Below are 19,837 nucleotides of genomic sequence, written 5' to 3'. Positions count from 1 at the left end.
CCCTCGGACGATGAGCAGGTCGGCAGTGGACTTCAGCACCGTGCCCTGGCCGGTACGCACCCGCCGTGCCTCCCTGCGACCGGTCAGCGCTGATGACGTCGACGGGGTGCTCAGGCACCGGTCGCTTCCAGAGGTGGCCGAGTTCATCAGCCGTGGGCCGCTCGACCGCGCCGAGGTGGCCGAGCGCATCGCCGGCGACATGGCGCGGAGCCAGCCGGGCCACCCGGAGCCGCTCCTCGGCCTCGTCATCGAGGTGGAGGGCGCGGTGGTGGGCGACGCGATGATCCGGCTCGAACCCGACGACAACGGCATGTGGGTGGCGGTCCTCGGCTACACGGTCCACCCCGACTGGGCCGGGCGGGGGCTGGCGACCGAGGTCGCCGAGGCGCTGGTCCGCCTGTGCTTCGCCCACGTGGGGGTGGCGATGGTCCAGGCCGACGTGTTCGTCCCGCACCGCGCCTCGCAACGGGTGCTGGAGAAGGTCGGGCTGCGGCGCGTGGCCGAAAGGCGCGCGGGCAGTGACGGCGACGGGCGCCCCCGGATGGACGACTACGTGTATGCCGTGACCGCGGCAGAGTGGGCCGCGTCCAGCTCGTCGTCGCGGCCGGCAGCGGACGAGGACCGAGCGCGCCGATGAGGTACTACGACCATCGCCCAATACCGCGCGACCACGACGCGGCCGCACTGTGGATCCGTCACAATCCAGTACGGAAGGATCCGCCATGAAGCGCACGACCATCACCCTGGCCGCCCTGCTGGCCGCCCTCGTCCCTGCCGCGGTCGGGCTCTGGGGGAACGCGTCGTTCTCGCAGGCCGTGCCGGTGCGCGTCCCTGCGAGCGCACAGGTGGTCACGCCGACGACCGGGGCCACCACGGCTGACGACCGCGGTGGCGACACCCCGCGCGACCAGCGCACCGAGCCTGGCGACGACCGCGACGACCGCTCGGCCACCTCTACCGGGACCGCCACCTCGAGCGGGACGCGGACGACCGAGGCCGGCGACGACCGCGGTGGCGACATCCCGCGCGACCAGCGCACCGAGCCAGGCGACGACCGCGACTCCGGTTCGGGTGGGTCGGGTTCGGGCTCGAGCTCGGTCGACAACTCTGGTCCGGGGTCCGCCTCCAGCGGTTCCGGTTCCTCCGGTTCCTCCGGCTCCGGTTCCTCCGGCTCCGGTTCCTCCGGCAGCAGCGGTTCCGGCTCCGGCTCCAGCGGTTCGGGCCAGTCCGGCTCCGGCCCCTCCGGTTCCGACGACGGTGGTTCGGACGACCACGGCGGCCACGGAAGCGACGACTGAGTGGACCAACGCACCTCTTCGGTCGCCCCGACGCAGCCCCTGCGCGTCGAGGCGACCGATGCTGCTCCCTGGGTGACGGTCTCCCGCCGCAGCGACACCGCGGCGGCGCAGTCGCCGGTCAGCCCGCGCAGGGTCCTCACCCAGGTCGTGGGCGGCCTCGCGGTGGTGCTGTTGGTCGTCGGGCTCCTGGGGTCGTGGGCCGCCCAGCGACTCGCCGAGCGCGAGGCGGTCACCGACGCCGCCACCATTGCCGACGTCCTCGCCGAGGCCGTCATCACCCCCTCGCTGACCGACGCCCTGGCGGACGGCGACCCCGCCGCCGTGGCCGCCATGGACGCCGCCATCCGTGAGCGGGTGCTGGGTCCTCGCATCATGCGGGTGAAGCTCTGGTCTCCCGAGGGCAAGGTCCTCTATGCGGACGAGCCCCAGCTGGTGGGTCGCACCTTCGCGCTCAGCGAGGACCAACGGGTGGCCCTCTCGCAGCCGCAGACCAAGGCCGAGGTGTCGGAGCTGGACTCGACCGAGAACGAGTTCGAGACCGGCGGGCGCGCCCTGGAGGTCTACCGACCCGTATGGACTCCCAGTGGGCGTGAGCTCCTCTTCGAGACCTACTCGCCGTATGACTCCGTCAGGCAGCGCAGCAGCCAGCTCTGGCGCGGGTTCGCCGGGGTGACCGTCAGCAGCCTGCTGCTGCTCGTGGTCCTGACGGCTCCGATCCTCTGGCGGCTGCTGCGTCGCCTCAGTGAGGCGCAGCGCCACCGCGAGCGGTTGCTCGAACGCACTCTGGAGGCGTCCGACGCCGAACGTCGCCGGATCGCCGGCACCCTGCACGACGGCCCGGTCCAGGACCTCGTGGGATCGGCGTTCGTCGCCGCGGGTTCGGCTGCCAAGGCCGAGTCGTCCGGGCAGCCGCGGATGGCCGACGACCTCCGAGGCCTGGCCGCCTCGGTGCGTGGCAACATCCGGACGCTCCGGACGCTCCTGGTCGACATCTACCCGCCGAGCCTCGCCAGCGCCGGGCTGGCCACGGCACTGGTCGACCTGGCCCAGTCCGGCGCCGCCCGTGGCCTGACGGTGCACGTCGATGTCGAAGGGGCCGACGACCTCGGGCTGACCCAGGACCAGGAACGACTCGTCCACCGGGTTGCCCAGGAGTGCCTGCGCAACAGCGCCAAGCACGCAGCCCCGGGCACCGCGACGATCCGGCTCGGCCGTGAGGACGGCTCGGTCGTGCTCGACGTGCTCGACGACGGGCCCGGCTTCGAGACGTCCAGGCTCGAGGCCCCTGACCAGGGGCACTTCGGGCTGCGCGTGCTGGCCGACCTCGCGAGCGACGCCGGCGCGGTGCTCCAGGTGGCGTCGCGCCCCGGTGCCGGGACGCACTGGCGGCTCGTGGTGCAACCGGAGCAGACCCCGTGATCCGGGTCGTGGTGGTCGACGACCACGCGATGGTGCGCACTGGGCTCGCGGCTCTCCTCGAGGCCAGTGACGACCTCACGGTGGTGGGCCAGGCTGCCGACGGTCGCGCGGCCAGGGAAGTCGCCGTCGAGACGCTTCCGGACGTCGTGCTCATGGATCTGTCGATGCCCGTCATGGACGGTGTTGCCGCGACCCGGGAGGTGTTGGCGGCGGTCCCCGACGCGAAGGTCGTCGTCCTGACGTCGTTCTCCGACCGGCGACGGGTGAGTGAGGCGCTCGACGCGGGGGCGGTGGGCTACCAGCTGAAGGACTGCGAACCAGCCGATCTCCTCGCGGCGGTCCGTGCCGCCGCGGCCGGTCACGCCCCCCTGGACCCCCGGGTTGCCAAGGTCCTGCTACCGGCGCCGGGGGCGCGTCCGGCGGACGGGCTGAGCCGTCGCGAACAGCAGGTGCTCCGCCTGGTCGCCGACGGCCTCGCGAACAAGCAGGTCGCGCGAGCCCTGGGCATCACCGAGCGCACGGTGAAGGCCCACCTGGGACGCGTGTTCCGCCAGATCGGCGTGCTCGATCGCACGAGCGCCGCCCTCTGGGCGCGCGAGCACCTCGACGACGAGGGCTGACGGGGGGCCACCCATCCCGAGCACGAGGTATGCCGCGTGGTCACCCGGCCGCGCGGCATACCTCCGCGGGCGGGGTGTGTCCCCCCGCTGGCCTAGGCTCGGCCCGTGACCGACGGACTCTTCATCGCCTTCGAGGGCGGCGACGGCGCGGGCAAGTCCACCCAGGTGGCCCTGCTCCGCGAGGCCCTCGAGACCGCCGGGCGCACGGTGACGGTCACCCGCCAGCCCGGTGGCACCGACCTGGGCCGGGAGATCCGCGACCTGGTGCTGCACGGCGCCCATGTGGCGCCACGGGCCGAGGCGCTGCTGTTCGCGGCGGACAAGGCCCACCACGTCGACCAGCTCATCCGGCCGGCACTCGACCGTGGCGAGGTGGTGCTGACCGACCGCTACACCGACTCGGCCGTGGCCTACCAGGGCGCGGGGCGAGACCTCGGGGCGGAGGAGATCCACGACCTCAACATGTGGGCGGTCGACCACCTGGTGCCCGACCTGACCGTCGTCGTCGACGTGTCGGCCGAGGAGGGTCGCCGCCGCCGTGGCGACGTCCACGACCGGCTCGAGGCCGAGGCGGACGCCTTCCACCAGGCGATCCGCGCGCACTACCTGGCCATGGCACAGGGCAACCCCGAGCGCTACCTCGTCGTCGACGGGACGCTGGCCCCCGACGCGATCCATGCCCAGGTCGTGGAGCGGCTCCAGACGATGGGAGCACTGCCGTGACCGTGTGGCGCGACGTCATCGGGCAGGCCACGGCGGTCGCGACCCTGCAGCGGGCGGTCACCGACCCCAGCGCCATGACGCACGCCTGGCTGCTCACCGGGCCACCCGGGTCCGGGCGATCGGTGGCGGCCCGGGCGTTCGCCGCCGCGCTCGAGTGCCCCCAGCACGGCTGCGGCGAGTGCCGCGAGTGCCGCACAGCGGTCGACGGCACCCATGCCGACGTGGATGTCATTGCCACTGAAGGACTTTCGATCAAGGTGGAGCAGGCTCGCGAGCTCGCTGCGATGTCGGCGCTACGGCCGTCGGTCGGCCCGTGGCGGGTCATCATCGTCGAGGACGCCGACCGTCTGACCGAGCGCGCCGCCGACGCCCTGCTCAAGGCGATCGAGGAGCCAGTGGCCCGCACGGTGTGGATCCTGTGCGCTCCCTCGCTGGAGGACGTCGTCATCACCATCCGCTCGCGCTCGCGGCACGTCCGGTTGCGCACCCCGCCTGCCGAGGCGGTCGCCGAGCTGCTGCACCGCCGCGACGGCGTCGAGATGCCGATGGCGATGTATGCCGCGCGGGCGGCACAGAGCCACGTGGGGCTCGCCCGGCGGCTGGCCCGCGACGAGGGCGCGCGGATCAGGCGCCGCGACGTGATCAGCCTGGCGGGGCGGATCCACGGCGTCGGAGACGCGATCGGTGCTGCCGCCGACCTCGCCTCGATCGCCGACGAGGAGTCCAGCGCGGCTGCGGCGGAGCGCGACTCGGCGGAGCGGCAGCGGCTGATGGAGGTGCTGGGAGCGGACCCGTCGGCCCGCACGCAGCCACCCCACATCCGCAGCCAGCTCTCCGGCCTCGAGAAGGAGCAGAAGGCGCGGGCCACCCGGCACTCGCGCGACGTCCTCGACCGGTCGCTCGTCGACCTGTTGTCGGTCTATCGCGACGCCCTCATCCTGCACAGCGGAGCAGCCCTCGGGCTGGTCAACCAGGACAGCCTGCCCATCGTCCAGGGGGTGGCCCGCTCGATGAGCGCCGAGCAGCTGCTCCAGGCGATGGACGCCATCGGCACGGCCCGCGAGCGGATCGGCCTCAACGTTGCCCCGCTGCTGGCGCTGGAGGCCATGGCCATCTCGCTCCGGGTGCCGCGGTGAGTCGGCCCCAGCTGCTCGGGATACGGTCGACTGCATGAAGGTGAAGGCGCAGGTCCTGGTGGGTGCTGCTGCCGCGCTGGCCGTCGGCCTGTCCGGCTGCTCGGTGCTGGGCGGCGGTTCCAGCGAGGCGTCCACACCGGTGCCGAAGGCCGCGCGCACCGCCCCGCCCGGGTCGGAGGCGCTCGCGAAGTTCTACGGGCAGACACTGGCCTGGAAGAAGTGCGGTCCCGGGCAGTGCGCCGGGCTGACCGTTCCCCTGGACTACGCCCAGCCGGACGGCGAGACGATCACCATCCGGGTGCTGCGGGTGCGCGCCACCAAGAAGGGGCAACGGCTGGGGTCCCTGGTGGTCAACCCGGGCGGGCCCGGGGGGTCCGGTATCGACTACGCCGCCGCCGCGGACACCATCGTGGGCAAGCCGGTGCGCCAGCGGTTCGACATCGTGGGCTTCGACCCTCGCGGGGTCCAGCGGAGCAGCCCGGTGGACTGCCTGGGCGATGCCGAGATGGACGACTTCCTGGCACAGGACCCCACCCCCGACGACCCCGCCGAGGTGCAGACCTACCTCGCGTCGATGAAGGACCTCGGCGACAGCTGCCTCGCCCGGACCGGGCCGCTGCTCGGTCACATCTCCACGGTGGACACCGCCAAGGACATGGACATCCTGAGGTCGGCCCTCGGTGACGTGAAGCTCAACTACCTCGGCAAGTCCTACGGCACGCAGCTGGGCGCTGTGTACGCAGGGCTGTTCCCGTCGCTGGTCGGCCGGTTCGTCCTCGACGGTGTCCTCCCTCCCGACCTGACCTGGGAGGAGTCGGCCGTCGGTCAGGCGGAGGGCTTCGAGCGCGCGGCGCACGCCTGGGCGAGGTACTGCGTCGCCAAGGGCACCTGCCCCCTGGGCGACAGCGAGTCCGCGGTCATGACAGGTATGGGGGACCTGCTCGCCCGGCTCGACGCGTCACCGGTCCCCATGCGGGACGGACGTGAGTCCCAGCTCACCGAGGGGTGGGCCACCCTCGGCGTCGCCCAGGCGATGTACGACCCACGGTCGTGGAAGGCGCTCACCGAGGCGCTGCGCCAGGTCGTGGCCAAGGACGACGGCACCAAGCTGATGCTGATCTCCGACCAGTACGCGCGACGCACCGCCAAGGGCAGGTACGTCGAGAACCTGCTCGAGGCCTTCTACTCCATCAGCTGCCTCGACAACCCCGGCAGCCCCGACCCCGCGTACTACGAGGGCATCGTCGCGAAGGCGAGAGTCAAGGCCCCCGTCTTCGGCCCGGCCCTCGCCTGGGGCGCGGCGATCTGCACCCAGTGGCCGGTCAAGACGGGCCAGGTGCCCCACAAGATCAGCGCCGAGGGCAGCGGACCCATCGTCGTGATCGGCACGACCCGTGACCCGGCGACGCCGTACGAATGGGCTGTGCGCGAGCGCGACCAGCTCGCGAACGCGCGGCTGCTGACGTTCGACGGTGACGGGCACACCGCCTACACGCGGTCCAACAAGTGCATCGACAACGCGGTCAACAACTACTACACGAAGGGCAAGGTCCCGGCCGACAACACCAGGTGCTGACCCGGCATACCGACGGCAACTGTCAGCGGAAGGCGTAGACCACGGTGACGGTCACGCCGACCTTCTCACTGCCGACCTGGATCGGGACCGGCGACGACGAGTCCTTGGCGACCGCGGCGGAGCGCATGTCGTAGTTGACCGGGGGAGGGTCTGCCACGGTCTCGGTGATGCTCACGACGGCGCCGAGGCCGCGGCCGGAGGCCTTGGCGTACTGCTCGGCCTTGGTCTTCGCGTTCGCGACCGCCTGGTCGCGGGCGGCGGTGAGGAGCTTGCCGTTGTCCTCGAGGTCGAGGCTGATTCCGTTGACCTGCACCGCATTTCCCCCGGCGGTGACCGCTGCGGTGATGGCGTTGCCGGCCTTGCCGAGGTTCCGGAGGGTGGCGGTGACGCCTTCGCTGACGACGTAGCCCTTGATGACCGGGGTGCCGTTCACGGGGTAGGAGTACTCGGGCTGGACCTGCAGGTTGGACGTCTGGATATCCTTGCCGGCAACGCCGTTGCGGGTGAGCGAGGACTGGACGCGGGCGGTGAGGGAGTTGGCGGCGTCAAGCGCCTTGCCGACGGTGGCCCCACGGGTCTGGACACTGAGGTCGAGGCGCAGGGTGTCCGGCTTGCCGGCGACCTGGGCCGTGCCGGTGACGGTGATGCCGGGACTGCCGACAGCGGTGCCGGTGGTGCCGGGGCTGGTCGGGCTGGGGTAGGTGACGAGGGTCGCGGCGGAGGCTTCGCGACCGGAGTGGGAGCCGACCCAGAAGGCGCCTCCCAGCAACACCGCGGCCGCGACGGCGACCGCTCCACGGGACATCGGCTGGGTGCTCATGGCGATGGGACGGTATGCCGCGTGGCCGGGTTCCGCGCGCGGCTCGGGTGGGTTCGGCAGGCCGGTCGGCGATCACCCCAGGAGGCGCTGTCGGGCGGTCGTTCGGCCGGTTCGGAAATCTGCTGGGTCATCCGTATACTCATCGTCCGTGCCTTCGGGCACCCGCCTCCTTAGCTCAGTCGGCCAGAGCGATTCACTCGTAATGAATAGGTCATCGGTTCGATTCCGATAGGAGGCTCAGCGGCACCACCCAGAAGAAGGCCCCCGTGACTCCGGTCCCGGGGGTCTTTTCTGTTCGGTGAACGTCCGGTGAACAGGGCCACCATGCCCGTGACCACCTCCGCCGCATGGCGTTGTCGGGGCATGAGCATCACACGCAGACACCTCCTCGCGGGCGCGGGCGCCGCGTTGGGCGGGGCCGCACTCGGCCTGCCCGACAACGCATCCGCGGCTGCGGCCGCCACGGTCCTGCCCGACCCGAACCGCAGCGGCATCGAGCACGTGGTCGTCGTCATGATGGAGAACCGGTCGTTCGACCACTACCTCGGGTGGCTGCCGGGGGCGCGTGGCAAGCAGGCCGGACTGACCTTCACCGACCGCTACGGCGTGCCGCACAACACCCACCACCTGACCGACTACCAGGGGTGCGCGCACCCCGACCCCGACCACTCCTTCGAAGGTGGTCGCGTCGAGTACAACAACGGCCGCTGCGACGGCTGGCTCAAGGCGGGCGACAACGACACGTTCGCCATCGGCTACTACACCGACGCCGACCTCGCGTTCTACGGCCAGGCAGCACGCGACTGGACCGTGTGTGACAACTACTTCTCCGCCATCCTCGCCGAGACCTACCCGAACCGGTTCTACCAGCACGCCGCCCAGACCGATCGCATCCACAACTCGACCGACGTCGCGACGATGCCGACCATCTGGGACCGACTCGCCGAGGCCGGAGTGAAGGGCACGTACTACTTCTACGACACCCCGTTCACCGCCCTCTGGGGCAGCAAGTACCTCGACATCTCCAAGCCCTATCCGCAGTTCCTGGCCGATGCGGCAGCCGGGACCCTGCCGGCCGTGAGTTTCGTCGACCCGAAGTTCCTCGACGAGGGCACGGGTTCCAGCGCCGACGACCACCCCCACGCCGACATCCGCGCGGGCCAGCACTTCCTCGACCAGGTCTACGACGCGGTCACCTCCGGCCCCGGCTGGGACAAGACCGTGTTGGTCGTCAACTACGACGAGTGGGGCGGCTTCTACGACCATGTCGCCCCCACCAGCGCACCCGACGCGCACCCCGAATGGGGCATGCGCGGCTTCCGGGTGCCGTGCCTGGTCGTCTCCCCACGTGCCCGCCGCGGCCACGTCGCCAAGGACGTCTACGACCACACCTCTGTCCTGAAGATGATCGAGTGGCGATGGGGACTGCCTGCACTGACCCCGCGTGACGCTGCTGCCCGCAACCTCGCCGAGGTGCTCGACTTCACCAACGCCCCGAACACCGACGTCCCGCGATACGCCGTCCCCCCGTTCGTCGGCACGCCGTGCCCGCCGGCAGGAACGGCCGACTACGAGGACTGGCACGCGCTCAAGGACCTTGCCAACACCCATGGATGGAGCCTGTGATGACCCGCCCCCGCACCTTCGGCCACCGCCCGTCGCGGGCTATTCGTCCCCGAGCTGCTGGCACCCGCCTCGCCGCCGCCGTGACTGCCGTACTCGTCGGCATCGTTGCCACGACAGCGATCTCGCTGGGCGCGTCAGCCGCGCCCGCGCGCGCACCCAGGCCCGCGGCATACCTGCCTGCGGTCAAGCACGTCTTCGTCATCAACCTCGAGAACAAGGGGTATGACGAGACCTGGGGTCCCGGGTCGGCGGCGCCTTATCTGTCGCAGACGTTGCGGGCGCAGGGGAACCTGCTCACCCAGTACTACGGCACCGCGCACAACAGCCTGCCGAACTACATCGCGCAGGTCAGCGGGCAGGGGCCCAATCCGCAGACGCAGGGCGACTGCCAGGTGTTCAGCGACTTCGCCGGCGCGGGCACAGCGGCACCCGGTCAGTACATCGGGGACGGGTGCGTCTACCCCAGGACCGTGCCCACCCTGCAGGGCCAGCTCGACGCCGCCGGTCTGACCTGGCGCGGGTACATGGAGGACATGGGCACTCCTTGCCGACACCCCGCGGTGGGCGCCCCCGACGACACCCAGAAGGCGGAGGTCGGCGACCAGTACGCGGCGCGCCACAACCCGTTCGTGTACTTCCACTCCGTCATCGACGACCCGGCCTACTGCGCCGCCCACGTCGTCGACGCCGGAGCGCTCGACTCCGACCTTGCCGCGACGGCGACCACGCCGAACCTGACCTACATCACGCCCAACCTGTGTCACGACGGGCACGACACGCCCTGCGTCGACGGGCAGCCCGGCGGCTTGGCCTCAGCCGACGCGTGGCTAAAGGCGACCGTGCCGAGCATCCTCAACGCCCCCGCGTTCAAGACGGATGGCCTCCTGCTTATCACGTTCGACGAGTCCGACGGTCCCCAGAGCGATGCCACCGCGTGCTGTGGCGAGGGGCCCGGGCCGAACAGCCCGCTGCCCGGCATCACCGGGATGGGCGGCGGTCGCGTTGGCGCCCTCGCCCTGTCACCGTTCGTGCGCCCCGGCAGCCTCAGCAGCACGCCGTACAACCACTACTCGATGCTCGCGAGCATCGAGGACCTGTTCGGCCAGGCCCGCCTCGGCTATGCGGCACAGAGCGGCCTCAACCGGTTCGGGCTCGACGTCTACAACCGCTGACCGTTCGCCTTCATCGCCGAACGCGTTTGGGGGCAAGCAAGTACGCTCACGGGATGAGCCGGATCTTCTCCGTCAGTGTCTCCTCGGTGTACCCGCACTACGTGACCAAGGTGGAGAAGAAGGGCCGGACCAACGCCGAGCTGGATCAGGTGATCGAGTGGCTGACCGGCTTCGACGAGTCGGAGCTCAAGGGACGGCTGGCCGACGGGACGACGTTCGAGGAGTTCTTCGCCCAGGCACGGCTGAACCCGCGGGCCTCGTCGATCACCGGCGTGGTGTGTGGGGTGCGCGTCGAACAGATCGACGATCCGTTGATGCAGAAGATCCGCTACCTCGACAAGCTCGTGGACGAGCTCGCCAAGGGCAAGGCGATGGACAAGATCCTGCGGAGCTGAAGGGTGCCCTCAGGAAATCGTCCCTGAGCAGTGTCGGATCGGGGCCCACGCGTTCGTAGTAGGGGTGAGGAGGTGCCGTTCCGGTGAGCGTGGATGACGTAGCGCCGGCGATCACCCGGGCCCACCACGAGGAGTGGGCGCGGGTCGTCGCCTCGCTCACGAGGCGCTTCGGCGACCTCGACATCGCCGAGGAGGCGGCGGCCGAGGCGTTCGCCACGGCGGTCGAGCGGTGGCCGGCACACGGCATACCTCCCAATCCGGGCGCGTGGCTGACCACCACCGCGAACCACAAGGCCATCGACCGGATCCGGCGCGAGAACAAGCGGGACGGCAAGCAGAAGGAGGCCCAGTTGGTGTACGACGACGACCCGCCGGAGCCTCTCGGAGCCATCGACGACGATCGGCTGCGACTGCTCTTCACGTGCTGCCACCCGGCGCTCGCGATGGAGTCGCGCGTCGCGCTGACCCTGCGGATGGTCGGCGGCCTGACCGTGCCCGAGATCGCCCGGGCCTTCCTCGTGCAGGAGACCACCATGGGGCAGCGGATCACCCGCGCCAAGGCCAAGATCAAGGCGGCCCGCATCCCGTACCGGGTGCCGTCCGCGGACGACCTGCCCGCCCGGGTCTCAGGCGTCCTGGCCGTCCTGTTCCTCGTCTTCAACGAGGGCTACCTGGCGACCGGTCCTGACACCGATCCCCTCCGTCACGACCTGACCGCCGAGGCGATCCGGCTCACCCGCCTGATCCGGGCCCTGCTGCCGCAGGACGGTGAGGTGGCCGGGCTGCTGGCGCTGATGCTCCTCATCGAGGCCCGCCGCACCGCCCGCGTGTCCCCGACCGGCGAGCTGGTCACCCTCGACGAGCAGGACCGTGGGCGCTGGGACGCGGCGCTGGTCGCCGAGGGTCATCGGCTGGTGCGCGAGCGGCTGGCCACGGGCGTGGCTCCGGGGCGGTACCAGCTCCTCGCAGCGGTCAACGCCGTGCACACCTCCGCCCGCGACGTGCGCGACACCGACTGGTCCCAGGTCGTCGCACTCTACGACCAGCTCGTCCGCCTCGACCCCTCACCGGTCGTCGCCCTCAACCGCGCCATCGCGGTAGCCGAGCTCGACGGGCCGGACGTGGCGTTGGCCCTCGTCGACCGCCTGGAGGGAGCGTTGTCGGGCTACCACGCCTACCACGCGACGCGGGCCGACCTGCTGCGTCGGCTGGGCCGCAGCCAAGAGTCCCGCGCCGCCTACGACGCCGCGCTCGAGCTGGCCGGCAACACGGCCGAGACCGCCTACCTCACCCGCCGCCGCGACCAGCTCGCCTAGTGGCACTGGCGCGTATGCCGTGGGCGTGCTTTCCCAGTGGTGGCTTGGTTCCGCGCGTCCTACCATCGACCATGGTCCGAATCGGCCGCAGGCAGCAGGAACCGCGAGACGCCAACGACGAGGACCCCGTGGTCCGCCAGTACCGCTTCCTCTTGCGGGAAGCCTCGCCTGACGCGGTGGAGGTGGCGCACACCGAAGCGCTTTCCCGGCTCGGCGAGGACAACCGCCGGGTCATCCTGACGGCCGTCCAGCGTGGGCTGGTCGCGGGTCAGCGGCTCCAACCGGGCGACGCCGCCCAGATCGCGCACCTCATCGTGCTCGGGGAGCGGCGCTCGCCGAACGCCTTCCTGTCGTCCTGCGAGCCGGCAACCTTGCTGGCTCTCTCACAGGCCGTGATCCACACCGAGGCCTGCTTCGGGCTGTTCGGGAGGTATGCCGCCTGGGACGGCGCCGACCCGGAGCCCGAGGAGGAGGGGGCTTGGGCCGAGGCCGGCTTCAATCCCGACAGCGGCCGCTGGAACCTCGCGAGGCAGAACCACCTGAACGCCGACAATGGTGCCGGCATGGGCTTCGGCGGAGGCGGAGCCGGAGGAGGGGGCGATGGCGGCGGGGGAGGCTGACGGCCGGCCCGGGCCCGTCAGGCCGAGTCCTGGGCGTCCTCGGCTGCGCCGCTCTCGAGGCTGAGCAGGATGTCGAGCAGGCAGCGGACCGGCTCCTCGCGGGCGAAGGCGGGATCGGCCAGCCCGGCGATGATGTACTCCGCCACGCGCACCAGCTTGGTGTTGTGCTGGTTGGAGTAGGTGCGCAGCATCTCGAAGGCCGCGTCCTCCCCGATGCCGAAGCTGAGCATGAGGGCACCCTTGGCCTGCTCGATCGCGGCGCGGTGCTCGGTCGAGGCCAGCACTGCTTCCGCGGCTCCCTCACGGAGGGACTGGGTGATGTCGACGATGAACCCCGACAGTCGTTTGACCTCCCCGCCGGCATCCTCGCTCTGGCCCACCAGGACCAGGCGTCGGGTGCGGCCGGCCGGGTCGACGAGCCGGTACTCCAGGGAGAACGGGCGCGCGCGGGTCAGCACCTCATGGAACCGTTCCAGGACAACGGTTCGGTCCTGCTCGACGACGCGTTCGAGCATCAGGTCCGTTGTCGGGTCCTGCCCGAGCAGGATGCCGTACAGCTCCCGGAGATCGGTTGAGCAGGTCCACCGGTCTGCGGTGGCGTCGTACTCGAAGAACAGTGCAGGTTCGTCCGTCAGGGACGCGAGAAATGACATCAGACCCTCCATCGCCAGAGACCGCCGTGGGACAGCAACCACGAGTTCAGAGAGGCCACTTCTTGACCTTCGGCCAAATAATACGAATGGCCGCTCGCGCGTCAAGCCCATCTCGGCGGAAGTCTCGAGCGACACCTTCGCGGGGTGTCTAGGGCAGCCATAGCTCGATGTGATGACGCTCGAAAGGCGTACTCCGCACGCATGTGAATGACGTACGACCCCGGCGTCGGGTCGCCCTAGTGTCGGGAGATGGTCGACCGCCCCGACGACTCGGAGATGACGGACGCAGTGCTGCGCTCGGAGATCGAGCTCTTGGCTGACCTGATGGCGGCCGTCTGTGAGTTTCCCGGGCGGCTCACGGACACCCAGATCGATGCTGTCCTCGGTCTGACCCCTCCCGTTCGGCGGGCCGACGAGGACGCTGGCGGTACGCCACCAGCCCACATGGCGTCGTGAAGGTCGTCGACACCCCTACTCTGACCACGTGCCCTCCTTCGACCGCGTCGTCCTGATCTTCAACCCACACAGCACCGGAGAGGCCAAGGAGCTGGCCGAGGAACTGCGTGAGGACCTCGCCGAGCGCGTGCCGACGCTTGCCGTCGAGCTGCTTCCCACCCAGCACGCGGGCCACGCCGTCGAGCTGTCGCGGGAGGCCGCAGAGGTGGGGGCGCCACTGGTCGTGTCCGTCAGCGGTGACGGCGGCTACAACGAGGTCGTCAACGGCGTCATGCAAGCCGACAACGACCGTGCCTTCGCGGCGGTGCTGGCAGCAGGAAACGCCAACGACCACCGCCGCACGACCAAGGAGCGTCCGATCGCCGAGGCCATCGCCGATGGCTCCGTGAGCCGGATCGACCTCCTCCGCTTCACGGCGGGGGGCGCGGCCGACGAGGTGGTGCGCTACGCGCACTCGTACATCGGCCTGGGCCTGACACCCGTGGTTGCGGTCGACCTCGAAAAGGGAGGCAAGGGTTCGTTGCGCGAGATGGTCACCGTCGTGCGGACGTTCGCGAAGTTCCGCCCGTTCGAGATCGAGATCGAGGACGGCACCCGCCAACAGTTCGACAGCCTCGTCTTCGCCAACATCGCGCAGATGGCGAAGGTTGCCACGCTGGCCGAAGACGAGGGCAAGCCCGACGACGGACTGTTCGAGGTCATCACCCTCCGGCACACGTCGAAGCTGCGGATCCTCGCGATGGCCATCAAGGCGAGCACCATCGGCCTGGGCAAGCAGCCCAGCGTTCGCAGCTACTCGTTCACGACGGTGACCCCGCTACCGCTGCAGATCGACGGCGAGGTCGTCGACCTGCCGGCGGGAGCGACGGTGCAGGTGGACATCCTGACCAAGGTCCTGCAGACCGTCCTGTGAGCGAGGCCACGACCCAAGGGTCGAGCCCCATCGTGGTCTTCGTCCCCGGACTGGGTCTGGACCGCAGATCCTGGCAGCGGGTCCGCCACGAGCTGCGCGGGCAGAGCACCGTCGTCCTGCTGCCCTCCATGGGGCAACCCGTGCCGCGCGGCACCGGGGTTTCAGTCGAACTTCAGGCCGAGCGCCTTCTGCACAGACTGCCGAGAGGTGCGTCGACCATCCTGGTAGGTCACTCGGCCAGCTGCCCCGTCGTGGTCGAAGCGGCCCGCCACACTGACGACGTCGTGGGACTCGTCCTCGCGGGCGCGGTGACCGATCCCGCGGCCCACACCTGGCCGAGGATGCTGGCCCAATGGGGCCGCACCGCCATTCACGAACGCCCGGGTGAAGCCCGTGTGCTCGCCCCGCAGTACCGGCATACCGGGATCCTCAGCATGCTCCGGGGGATGGATTCGCTGCGACGCTTTCGCACGGACCACGCACTGAGCGGGCTGGATCTGCCGGTGGAGGTCGTGCGCGGGGACAAGGACCGAATCGCCTCGCACGAGTGGTCATCGGTTCTGCGGCGCGCGTCCAACGGAGGTCTGAGCACAATTCACGGCGCCGCTCACATGGTTCCCCTGACCCATCCCGCCGCCGTCGTGGCTGCCGTCGACCGAGTGCGCCTGGCCGCCGAGCGGCCGTCCGCCCGGCTTCCGTAGGCGTCGCCCGCCGAGCCGTGTTTGCCCGCGGCCCTGGGGGGGTAGGTGCTGAACAGACAGTCGTGGCCGAGCTTTCCGTCGCGAGCTGATTCGCCGCATCGCGAGAGGGAGTCATGTCGAAGAAGAACACGACGAAGCTTGGTTCGACCCGGGCCGGCGCGGGGAAGGCGAAGGCTTCTGCGGCGGGGCAGCCTGCCACGCAGCCCGCCGCGATCCTCGGTTCCGGGGGAGAGGTGCACCAGCCGGTCCAGGGCGGTCAGGTACTCACCACGGCCCAAGGCGCTCCGCTGTCCGACGACCAGAACAGCCTGCGTGCCGGCCAACGCGGACCGACCCTGTTGGAAGACTTCGCCATGCGGGAGAAGATCTTCCACTTCGATCACGAGCGCATCCCCGAGCGCGTCGTGCACGCCCGCGGCTACGGCGCTCACGGCACCTTCGAGACCACCGCCGACCTGTCAGAGCTCACCAGGGCAGCCATCTTCTCGACCGTCGGCAGGAAGACCGAGGCGTTTGTTCGCTTCTCGACAGTGGCCGGCGCCAAGGGATCCTTCGACCTCGCGCGCGACGTACGTGGGTTCGCGGTGAAGCTCTACACGACCGAGGGCAACTGGGACATCGTCGGCAACAACATCCCGGTGTTCTTCATCCAGGACGCCATCAAGTTCCCCGACCTCGTGCATGCGGTCAAGGAGTCCCCTGACCGGGCGTTCCCCCAGGCGCAGTCGGCTCACGACAGCTTCTGGGACTTCGTGTCCTTCACGCCCGAGGCGATCCACATGACCGTGTGGCAGATGTCGGACCGGGCGATCCCGCGGTCGTTCCGCTTCATGGAGGGGTTCGGGGTCCACACGTTCCGCTTCGTGAACGCCGACGGGGTGTCGACCTTCGTGAAGTTCCACTGGCGACCGCTCCAGGGCCTGCAGTCGGTCGTGTGGAACGAAGCGGTCAAGATCAACGGTGCCGACCCTGACTTCCACCGGCGTGACCTCTGGAACGCGATCACCAGCGGGGACCTGCCGCAGTGGGACCTTGCCGTGCAGGTGTTCGACGAGTCGTTCGCCGAGGAGTTCGACTTTGACGTGCTGGACGCGACCAAGCTGATCCCGGAGGAGCTGGTGCCGCTGCAGGTCGTCGGACGGCTGACGCTGGACCGGGTTGTGGACAACGACTTCGCCGAGACCGAGCAGGTCGCCTTCCACACGGGGAACGTCCCGCCGGGCATCGACTTCTCCAACGACCCGCTGCTCCAAGGGCGCAACTTCTCCTATCTCGACACCCAGCTCTCCCGCCTGGGCACGCCCAACTTCACGCAGCTGCCGATCAACGCACCTCGGTGCCCGGTGGCACACTTCCAGCGCGACGGCAAGATGCAGTACGAGGTGCCGACGGGCCGAGTCAACTACGAGCCCAACGGTTTCGGCGCCGCCGAGCGCGGACCTCGAGCGGACGCGGCAGCGGGCTTCCAGAGCCATGAGGAGCCGCTCGAGGGCACCAAGGTGCGGGTGCGTTCGGCCACCTTCTCCGACCACTACAGCCAGGCCCGACAGTTCTTCATCAGCCAGACGCCGGTCGAGCAGGACCACATCGTGAAGGCCTACACGTTCGAGCTGAGCAAGTGCGAGATCCCGCAGGTGCGGACGCGCATGCTGGCTCACCTGCTCAACGTGCACGAGGACTTGGCGACTGGCGTGGCAGGCGGCCTTGGTATGCCGTTGCCCGAGGCAGAGTACCGCCGATGGCTCGACCTCCCGCCTTCGGACGCGCTCAGCATCCTCAAGAGGGGTCCGGGCAGCTTCGCCGGCCGCAAGCTGGGAGTGCTCGTCACCGACGGCACCGATGCCGCGGTGCTCACGGCACTGGCGGACGCGTTCGCCGAGGCTGGCGCCGTCCTGGAGACGATCGCCCCCGTCGTGGGTGGGGTGACCCTCAGCGACGGCTCGGTGCTGCTGGCCGACCAGATGATCGACGGTGGACCCTCCGTGCTCTACGACGCGGTGGTGCTGCTGCCGGGCGCCAAGGCCGTCCCGGCGTTGGCCGTCCGCAGCACCGCCAAGGACTTCGTCTCGGACGCCTTCGCCCACCACAAGTTCGTCGGGTACAACGCCGCCTCACGCCCGCTCCTGGAGGCGGCCGGGGTGGCCGACCTGCTCGATGCCGGGTGTGTGAAGGTCACCAAGTCGACTGCGACCACGTTCGTGAAGAAGTGCGGCGCGCTGCGTTACTGGGAGCGCGATGTCCAGCCCTGACGGGCGCTGCTCACTGCCCGCTGACGCGTTCGCGGCGTTTGCCCTCGGCGATGTACGCCAGCCGGCGCAGGGCCTCGACATTGCGCGGGCCGATGGCGAGCTGCCGCAACGGGCGGGGCAGCAAGGTGCCGGGCCCTGACACGGCGTCCTCGGCCATGGCCACAGTGCACGACTCGTCGCTGCCGGGGATGATCGTGAGTACGACCTTCGCCTCACCCACGGGCCAACCGCGGGCCTTGAGGACGAGCTCGCTGGGCTCGCTGGAACTCAGGACGTGCGTCGTGTCACTCAGAACCGTGGGCCACACCCCGAAGGAGTGGTGGATGCGCGCGTCTTCGGCCGGCCATTCGGGGTCGACGCCCCTCACTCTTGACGCGCCGACGACCCAGGTGGCGTAGAACCAGCCGTCGGCGAGCACGTCCCAGACGGCTTGCGCAGGAGCATCGATGTCTCGGGTGACGGTGATGACGCCTGTGGTCGGGAGTTCCATGGTCAGCTCTTCCTCCAGTCGGGCGGGTGGACGCTGCAACGGCAACGGTAGCGCCGTCGGCGGCTGCGAGACGGGTGTGGGACGGGGCGGCGCGTATCTGGCGGCTGACGCCTTCGAGGGCCGGACATGACGCGAGTGTCAGTGGCTGGCCGGCTTCCCCACGCTGGGATGGTGGCGCGCAGCCGCCCCGCGAACCACAGATCCCGCGTCATGTGGCTGCCGACCGGAGTCTTCATCTGTGTGGACAGGAACCAGATGGACCTACAGGTCCACGCCTAGCCAAGGAAGAACAAGCCCCTACGGAGCTCCACCCGGGCTCCACCGAAGGAGCAAGTCATGTTGAAGACCAAACTTGTCGGAACCGGCACGGCCATTCTCTTGGCCGGGGCAGTTGGACTCGTCCCGGCTGCCGCCTCTGCGAGTGCGGCGCCCACAGCGAAGGCCGTGGCTCCCACCGCACAAGCCGCAGCCACGACCCTGCCCGTGACGGGCACCTTGCCCAACGGCACGGCGTTCACGGGTCAGCTGAGCAACCTGACGACCTCGGTCGTCAATGGTGTCGTCCAGCTCTCCGGGACCATCACCGGCACCGGACTGCCCGCGGGCGGGACGACCTTCACGGCACCGCTGCAGGACGTTGCGGTGACGCAGGGCTGCAGCATCCTGACCCTTGACCTCGGCCCGCTCCACCTCGACCTGCTGGGTCTGGTCATCGACCTCGCCCCGGTGTCGTTGGACGTCACGGCGGTCCCCGGTGCGGGCAACCTCCTGGGCAACCTGCTGTGCGCCGTTGCCGGCCTGCTGGACGGGCCGGGCAACGCTCTCGGTGGCATCGCAGCGCTGCTCAACCGTCTGCTGACAGGTCTCGGCCTCTGAGCCGCGTGAGCGACTGACGTGGCAGTGGCGTCCCTGCGCCGCCCCTCACCGCAGGGGCGCCGCTGCCACCCCCCAAAGCCCGGCGACAGCGCCCGACGCAATTGGAGCTCGTGATGACCGTGATCGCCTTCAGACCTCGTCCCCGGCGTGGTGCGCGTCCCCCGGACGGCGACGGCACGCCCATCAGTGGGACGTTCCGATCTCCGCGGGGACGTTCAGGGGCCATGACCGGGTCGCTGCGGCTCCAGCGACTGGTCATCGTGCCGCGCGGTGCCTTCATCACCGGGGTCTTCACGGGTCAGCTCCGTGAGCCGGACGGAACCCTGGTCGGAGTGGACAGCCGTCGCGCCACCGCCCCGGTCGACCTGGTGCGTGACGACAGCGGCCTACGACCCGTGGTCCGACCACTGCAGCTCGACCTGATGGGGATCACCGTCCACGTCGAGCGTTTCACGATCGAACCTTCGCTTGCCTTTCCTCGCGGGGAGAGCAGCACCGGAGGGAGGGCACGCACCACCCGCACGAGTCGGGCTCGCGTGGAACCGCTGTGAAGGCCGTCGCGCTGGCTGCGCCGGGTCTGGTGCTCGGGCTGCTGCACGTTCTCCAGAAGCTGGAGTCGTGGACCGTGGAGGACAGCGCGCCAGCTGTTTCCCGCAGACCGCCCCCGGCACCGTTTCCGCACCCAACGGCCCTCGAAACCAAGGACCACTGACCAGCGAGGGCGCTCCACCTGCTGATGGTGACGGGGCCAGCCGCGCGGCGCCGGGATGCGAGGTTC

At 70.1% G+C, this 19,837-nt stretch carries 21 protein-coding genes and 1 tRNA gene; 19 read left to right on the top strand and 3 right to left on the bottom strand.

The window, feature by feature from the left end; translation table 11 throughout:
• Positions 1 to 10: 10 nt before the first annotated feature.
• The 7 genes from AC1DWP_RS07680 (at position 11) to AC1DWP_RS07650 (ending at position 6,772) form a co-directional block, all read left to right on the top strand.
• Positions 11 to 637, top strand: coding sequence for a GNAT family N-acetyltransferase (locus AC1DWP_RS07680; protein ID WP_477613863.1), 627 nt, complete (start codon positions 11 to 13; stop codon positions 635 to 637).
• 85 nt (positions 638 to 722) lie between these two features.
• The gene (locus tag AC1DWP_RS07675; RefSeq protein ID WP_477613862.1) at positions 723 to 1,298 is read left to right on the top strand and encodes a hypothetical protein; all 576 of its coding nucleotides are present in this window, start codon (positions 723 to 725) and stop codon (positions 1,296 to 1,298) included.
• The gene (locus AC1DWP_RS07670) at positions 1,299 to 2,717 is read left to right on the top strand and encodes a sensor histidine kinase (RefSeq protein ID WP_477613861.1); all 1,419 of its coding nucleotides are present in this window, start codon (positions 1,299 to 1,301) and stop codon (positions 2,715 to 2,717) included.
• On the top strand, positions 2,714 to 3,337 hold the full coding sequence (locus AC1DWP_RS07665; protein ID WP_477613860.1) for a response regulator: 624 nt from the start codon (positions 2,714 to 2,716) through the stop codon (positions 3,335 to 3,337). The genes AC1DWP_RS07670 and AC1DWP_RS07665 overlap by 4 nt, the downstream gene beginning before the upstream one ends.
• A gap of 105 nt (positions 3,338 to 3,442) precedes the next feature.
• The gene (gene tmk, locus AC1DWP_RS07660; protein WP_477613859.1) at positions 3,443 to 4,060 is read left to right on the top strand and encodes a dTMP kinase; all 618 of its coding nucleotides are present in this window, start codon (positions 3,443 to 3,445) and stop codon (positions 4,058 to 4,060) included.
• Positions 4,057 to 5,196: a DNA polymerase III subunit delta' gene (locus AC1DWP_RS07655; protein ID WP_477613858.1), complete on the top strand. Its 1,140-nt coding sequence runs from the start codon at positions 4,057 to 4,059 to the stop codon at positions 5,194 to 5,196. Before tmk ends, AC1DWP_RS07655 begins: the two co-directional genes overlap by 4 nt.
• A 34-nt stretch (positions 5,197 to 5,230) precedes the next feature.
• Positions 5,231 to 6,772, top strand: a complete 1,542-nt coding sequence (locus tag AC1DWP_RS07650; RefSeq protein ID WP_477613857.1) for an alpha/beta hydrolase — start codon at positions 5,231 to 5,233, stop codon at positions 6,770 to 6,772.
• 22 nt (positions 6,773 to 6,794) lie between these two features.
• Here AC1DWP_RS07650 and AC1DWP_RS07645 read toward each other — a convergent pair whose 3' ends face one another.
• Positions 6,795 to 7,592 (bottom strand): SIMPL domain-containing protein, encoded by a 798-nt coding sequence (locus AC1DWP_RS07645; RefSeq protein WP_477613856.1) that lies wholly within the window; start codon positions 7,590 to 7,592, stop codon positions 6,795 to 6,797.
• A 164-nt stretch (positions 7,593 to 7,756) separates the two neighbouring features.
• Here AC1DWP_RS07645 and AC1DWP_RS07640 point away from each other — a divergent pair.
• The 6 genes from AC1DWP_RS07640 to AC1DWP_RS07615 all read left to right on the top strand — a co-directional run bounded on the left by AC1DWP_RS07640 (position 7,757) and on the right by AC1DWP_RS07615 (position 12,721).
• A tRNA-Thr gene (locus AC1DWP_RS07640) sits at positions 7,757 to 7,830 on the top strand.
• A 125-nt stretch (positions 7,831 to 7,955) separates the two neighbouring features.
• On the top strand, positions 7,956 to 9,218 hold the full coding sequence (locus AC1DWP_RS07635; RefSeq protein WP_477613855.1) for an alkaline phosphatase family protein: 1,263 nt from the start codon (positions 7,956 to 7,958) through the stop codon (positions 9,216 to 9,218).
• Entirely contained in the window at positions 9,218 to 10,390 is a 1,173-nt protein-coding gene (locus AC1DWP_RS07630; protein WP_477613854.1) for an alkaline phosphatase family protein, read from the top strand. Before AC1DWP_RS07635 ends, AC1DWP_RS07630 begins: the two co-directional genes overlap by 1 nt.
• A gap of 53 nt (positions 10,391 to 10,443) precedes the next feature.
• Positions 10,444 to 10,785 carry a DUF2200 domain-containing protein gene (locus tag AC1DWP_RS07625; RefSeq protein ID WP_477613853.1) on the top strand — a complete coding sequence of 114 codons (342 nt, stop codon included), beginning with the start codon at positions 10,444 to 10,446 and terminating at the stop codon, positions 10,783 to 10,785.
• Between the two features lie 83 nt (positions 10,786 to 10,868).
• A complete protein-coding gene (locus AC1DWP_RS07620) occupies positions 10,869 to 12,101 on the top strand; it encodes an RNA polymerase sigma factor (RefSeq protein ID WP_477613852.1) in 1,233 nt (410 codons plus the stop codon).
• A gap of 71 nt (positions 12,102 to 12,172) precedes the next feature.
• Positions 12,173 to 12,721: a hypothetical protein gene (locus AC1DWP_RS07615; protein WP_477613851.1), complete on the top strand. Its 549-nt coding sequence runs from the start codon at positions 12,173 to 12,175 to the stop codon at positions 12,719 to 12,721.
• 17 nt (positions 12,722 to 12,738) lie between these two features.
• Here AC1DWP_RS07615 and AC1DWP_RS07610 read toward each other — a convergent pair whose 3' ends face one another.
• Positions 12,739 to 13,374 carry an ANTAR domain-containing protein gene (locus tag AC1DWP_RS07610; protein ID WP_477613850.1) on the bottom strand — a complete coding sequence of 212 codons (636 nt, stop codon included), beginning with the start codon at positions 13,372 to 13,374 and terminating at the stop codon, positions 12,739 to 12,741.
• A 249-nt stretch (positions 13,375 to 13,623) separates the two neighbouring features.
• Here AC1DWP_RS07610 and AC1DWP_RS07605 point away from each other — a divergent pair, with 249 nt between their 5' ends.
• From AC1DWP_RS07605 to AC1DWP_RS07590, 4 genes are all read left to right on the top strand, one after another.
• Positions 13,624 to 13,830 carry a hypothetical protein gene (locus tag AC1DWP_RS07605; RefSeq protein ID WP_477613849.1) on the top strand — a complete coding sequence of 69 codons (207 nt, stop codon included), beginning with the start codon at positions 13,624 to 13,626 and terminating at the stop codon, positions 13,828 to 13,830.
• Positions 13,831 to 13,858: 28 nt separating this feature from the next.
• Positions 13,859 to 14,743 carry a diacylglycerol/lipid kinase family protein gene (locus AC1DWP_RS07600; RefSeq protein WP_477613848.1) on the top strand — a complete coding sequence of 295 codons (885 nt, stop codon included), beginning with the start codon at positions 13,859 to 13,861 and terminating at the stop codon, positions 14,741 to 14,743.
• Positions 14,740 to 15,444: an alpha/beta fold hydrolase gene (locus AC1DWP_RS07595; RefSeq protein WP_477613847.1), complete on the top strand. Its 705-nt coding sequence runs from the start codon at positions 14,740 to 14,742 to the stop codon at positions 15,442 to 15,444. The genes AC1DWP_RS07600 and AC1DWP_RS07595 overlap by 4 nt, the downstream gene beginning before the upstream one ends.
• A gap of 113 nt (positions 15,445 to 15,557) precedes the next feature.
• Positions 15,558 to 17,693, top strand: a complete 2,136-nt coding sequence (locus AC1DWP_RS07590; protein WP_477613846.1) for a catalase — start codon at positions 15,558 to 15,560, stop codon at positions 17,691 to 17,693.
• 10 nt (positions 17,694 to 17,703) lie between these two features.
• Here the strand turns inward: AC1DWP_RS07590 and AC1DWP_RS07585 are convergent, their stop codons facing one another.
• Positions 17,704 to 18,183, bottom strand: coding sequence for an SRPBCC family protein (locus tag AC1DWP_RS07585; RefSeq protein WP_477613845.1), 480 nt, complete (start codon positions 18,181 to 18,183; stop codon positions 17,704 to 17,706).
• Between the two features lie 336 nt (positions 18,184 to 18,519).
• Here AC1DWP_RS07585 and AC1DWP_RS07580 point away from each other — a divergent pair, with 336 nt between their 5' ends.
• Both AC1DWP_RS07580 and AC1DWP_RS07575 read left to right on the top strand, forming a co-directional pair.
• The gene (locus tag AC1DWP_RS07580) at positions 18,520 to 19,059 is read left to right on the top strand and encodes an ABC transporter substrate-binding protein (protein ID WP_477613844.1); all 540 of its coding nucleotides are present in this window, start codon (positions 18,520 to 18,522) and stop codon (positions 19,057 to 19,059) included.
• A 224-nt stretch (positions 19,060 to 19,283) separates the two neighbouring features.
• Positions 19,284 to 19,610: a hypothetical protein gene (locus AC1DWP_RS07575; RefSeq protein ID WP_477613843.1), complete on the top strand. Its 327-nt coding sequence runs from the start codon at positions 19,284 to 19,286 to the stop codon at positions 19,608 to 19,610.
• Positions 19,611 to 19,837 lie beyond the last annotated feature (227 nt).

The sequence above is a fragment of the Pedococcus sp. P2_F6 genome, from assembly GCF_056403675.1.
Note: the sequence above shows the minus strand (reverse complement) of the source record. Positions and strands in the feature narration are given on the sequence as shown.

Bases quoted from the DNA above. Each gene is read 5' to 3' on its own strand.
- AC1DWP_RS07645 (WP_477613856.1), bottom strand. From the start codon at position 7,592: ATGAGCACCCAGCCGATGTCCCGTGGAGCGGTCGCCGTCGCGGCCGCG.
- AC1DWP_RS07580 (WP_477613844.1), top strand. From the start codon at position 18,520: ATGTTGAAGACCAAACTTGTCGGAACCGGCACGGCCATTCTCTTGGCC.
- AC1DWP_RS07675 (WP_477613862.1), top strand. From the start codon at position 723: ATGAAGCGCACGACCATCACCCTGGCCGCCCTGCTGGCCGCCCTCGTC.
- AC1DWP_RS07630 (WP_477613854.1), top strand. From the start codon at position 9,218: ATGACCCGCCCCCGCACCTTCGGCCACCGCCCGTCGCGGGCTATTCGT.
- AC1DWP_RS07610 (WP_477613850.1), bottom strand. From the start codon at position 13,374: ATGTCATTTCTCGCGTCCCTGACGGACGAACCTGCACTGTTCTTCGAG.
- AC1DWP_RS07585 (WP_477613845.1), bottom strand. From the start codon at position 18,183: ATGGAACTCCCGACCACAGGCGTCATCACCGTCACCCGAGACATCGAT.
- AC1DWP_RS07625 (WP_477613853.1), top strand. From the start codon at position 10,444: ATGAGCCGGATCTTCTCCGTCAGTGTCTCCTCGGTGTACCCGCACTAC.
- AC1DWP_RS07650 (WP_477613857.1), top strand. From the start codon at position 5,231: ATGAAGGTGAAGGCGCAGGTCCTGGTGGGTGCTGCTGCCGCGCTGGCC.
- AC1DWP_RS07590 (WP_477613846.1), top strand. From the start codon at position 15,558: ATGTCGAAGAAGAACACGACGAAGCTTGGTTCGACCCGGGCCGGCGCG.
- AC1DWP_RS07575 (WP_477613843.1), top strand. From the start codon at position 19,284: ATGACCGGGTCGCTGCGGCTCCAGCGACTGGTCATCGTGCCGCGCGGT.
- AC1DWP_RS07680 (WP_477613863.1), top strand. From the start codon at position 11: ATGAGCAGGTCGGCAGTGGACTTCAGCACCGTGCCCTGGCCGGTACGC.
- AC1DWP_RS07615 (WP_477613851.1), top strand. From the start codon at position 12,173: ATGGTCCGAATCGGCCGCAGGCAGCAGGAACCGCGAGACGCCAACGAC.
- AC1DWP_RS07635 (WP_477613855.1), top strand. From the start codon at position 7,956: ATGAGCATCACACGCAGACACCTCCTCGCGGGCGCGGGCGCCGCGTTG.
- AC1DWP_RS07605 (WP_477613849.1), top strand. From the start codon at position 13,624: ATGGTCGACCGCCCCGACGACTCGGAGATGACGGACGCAGTGCTGCGC.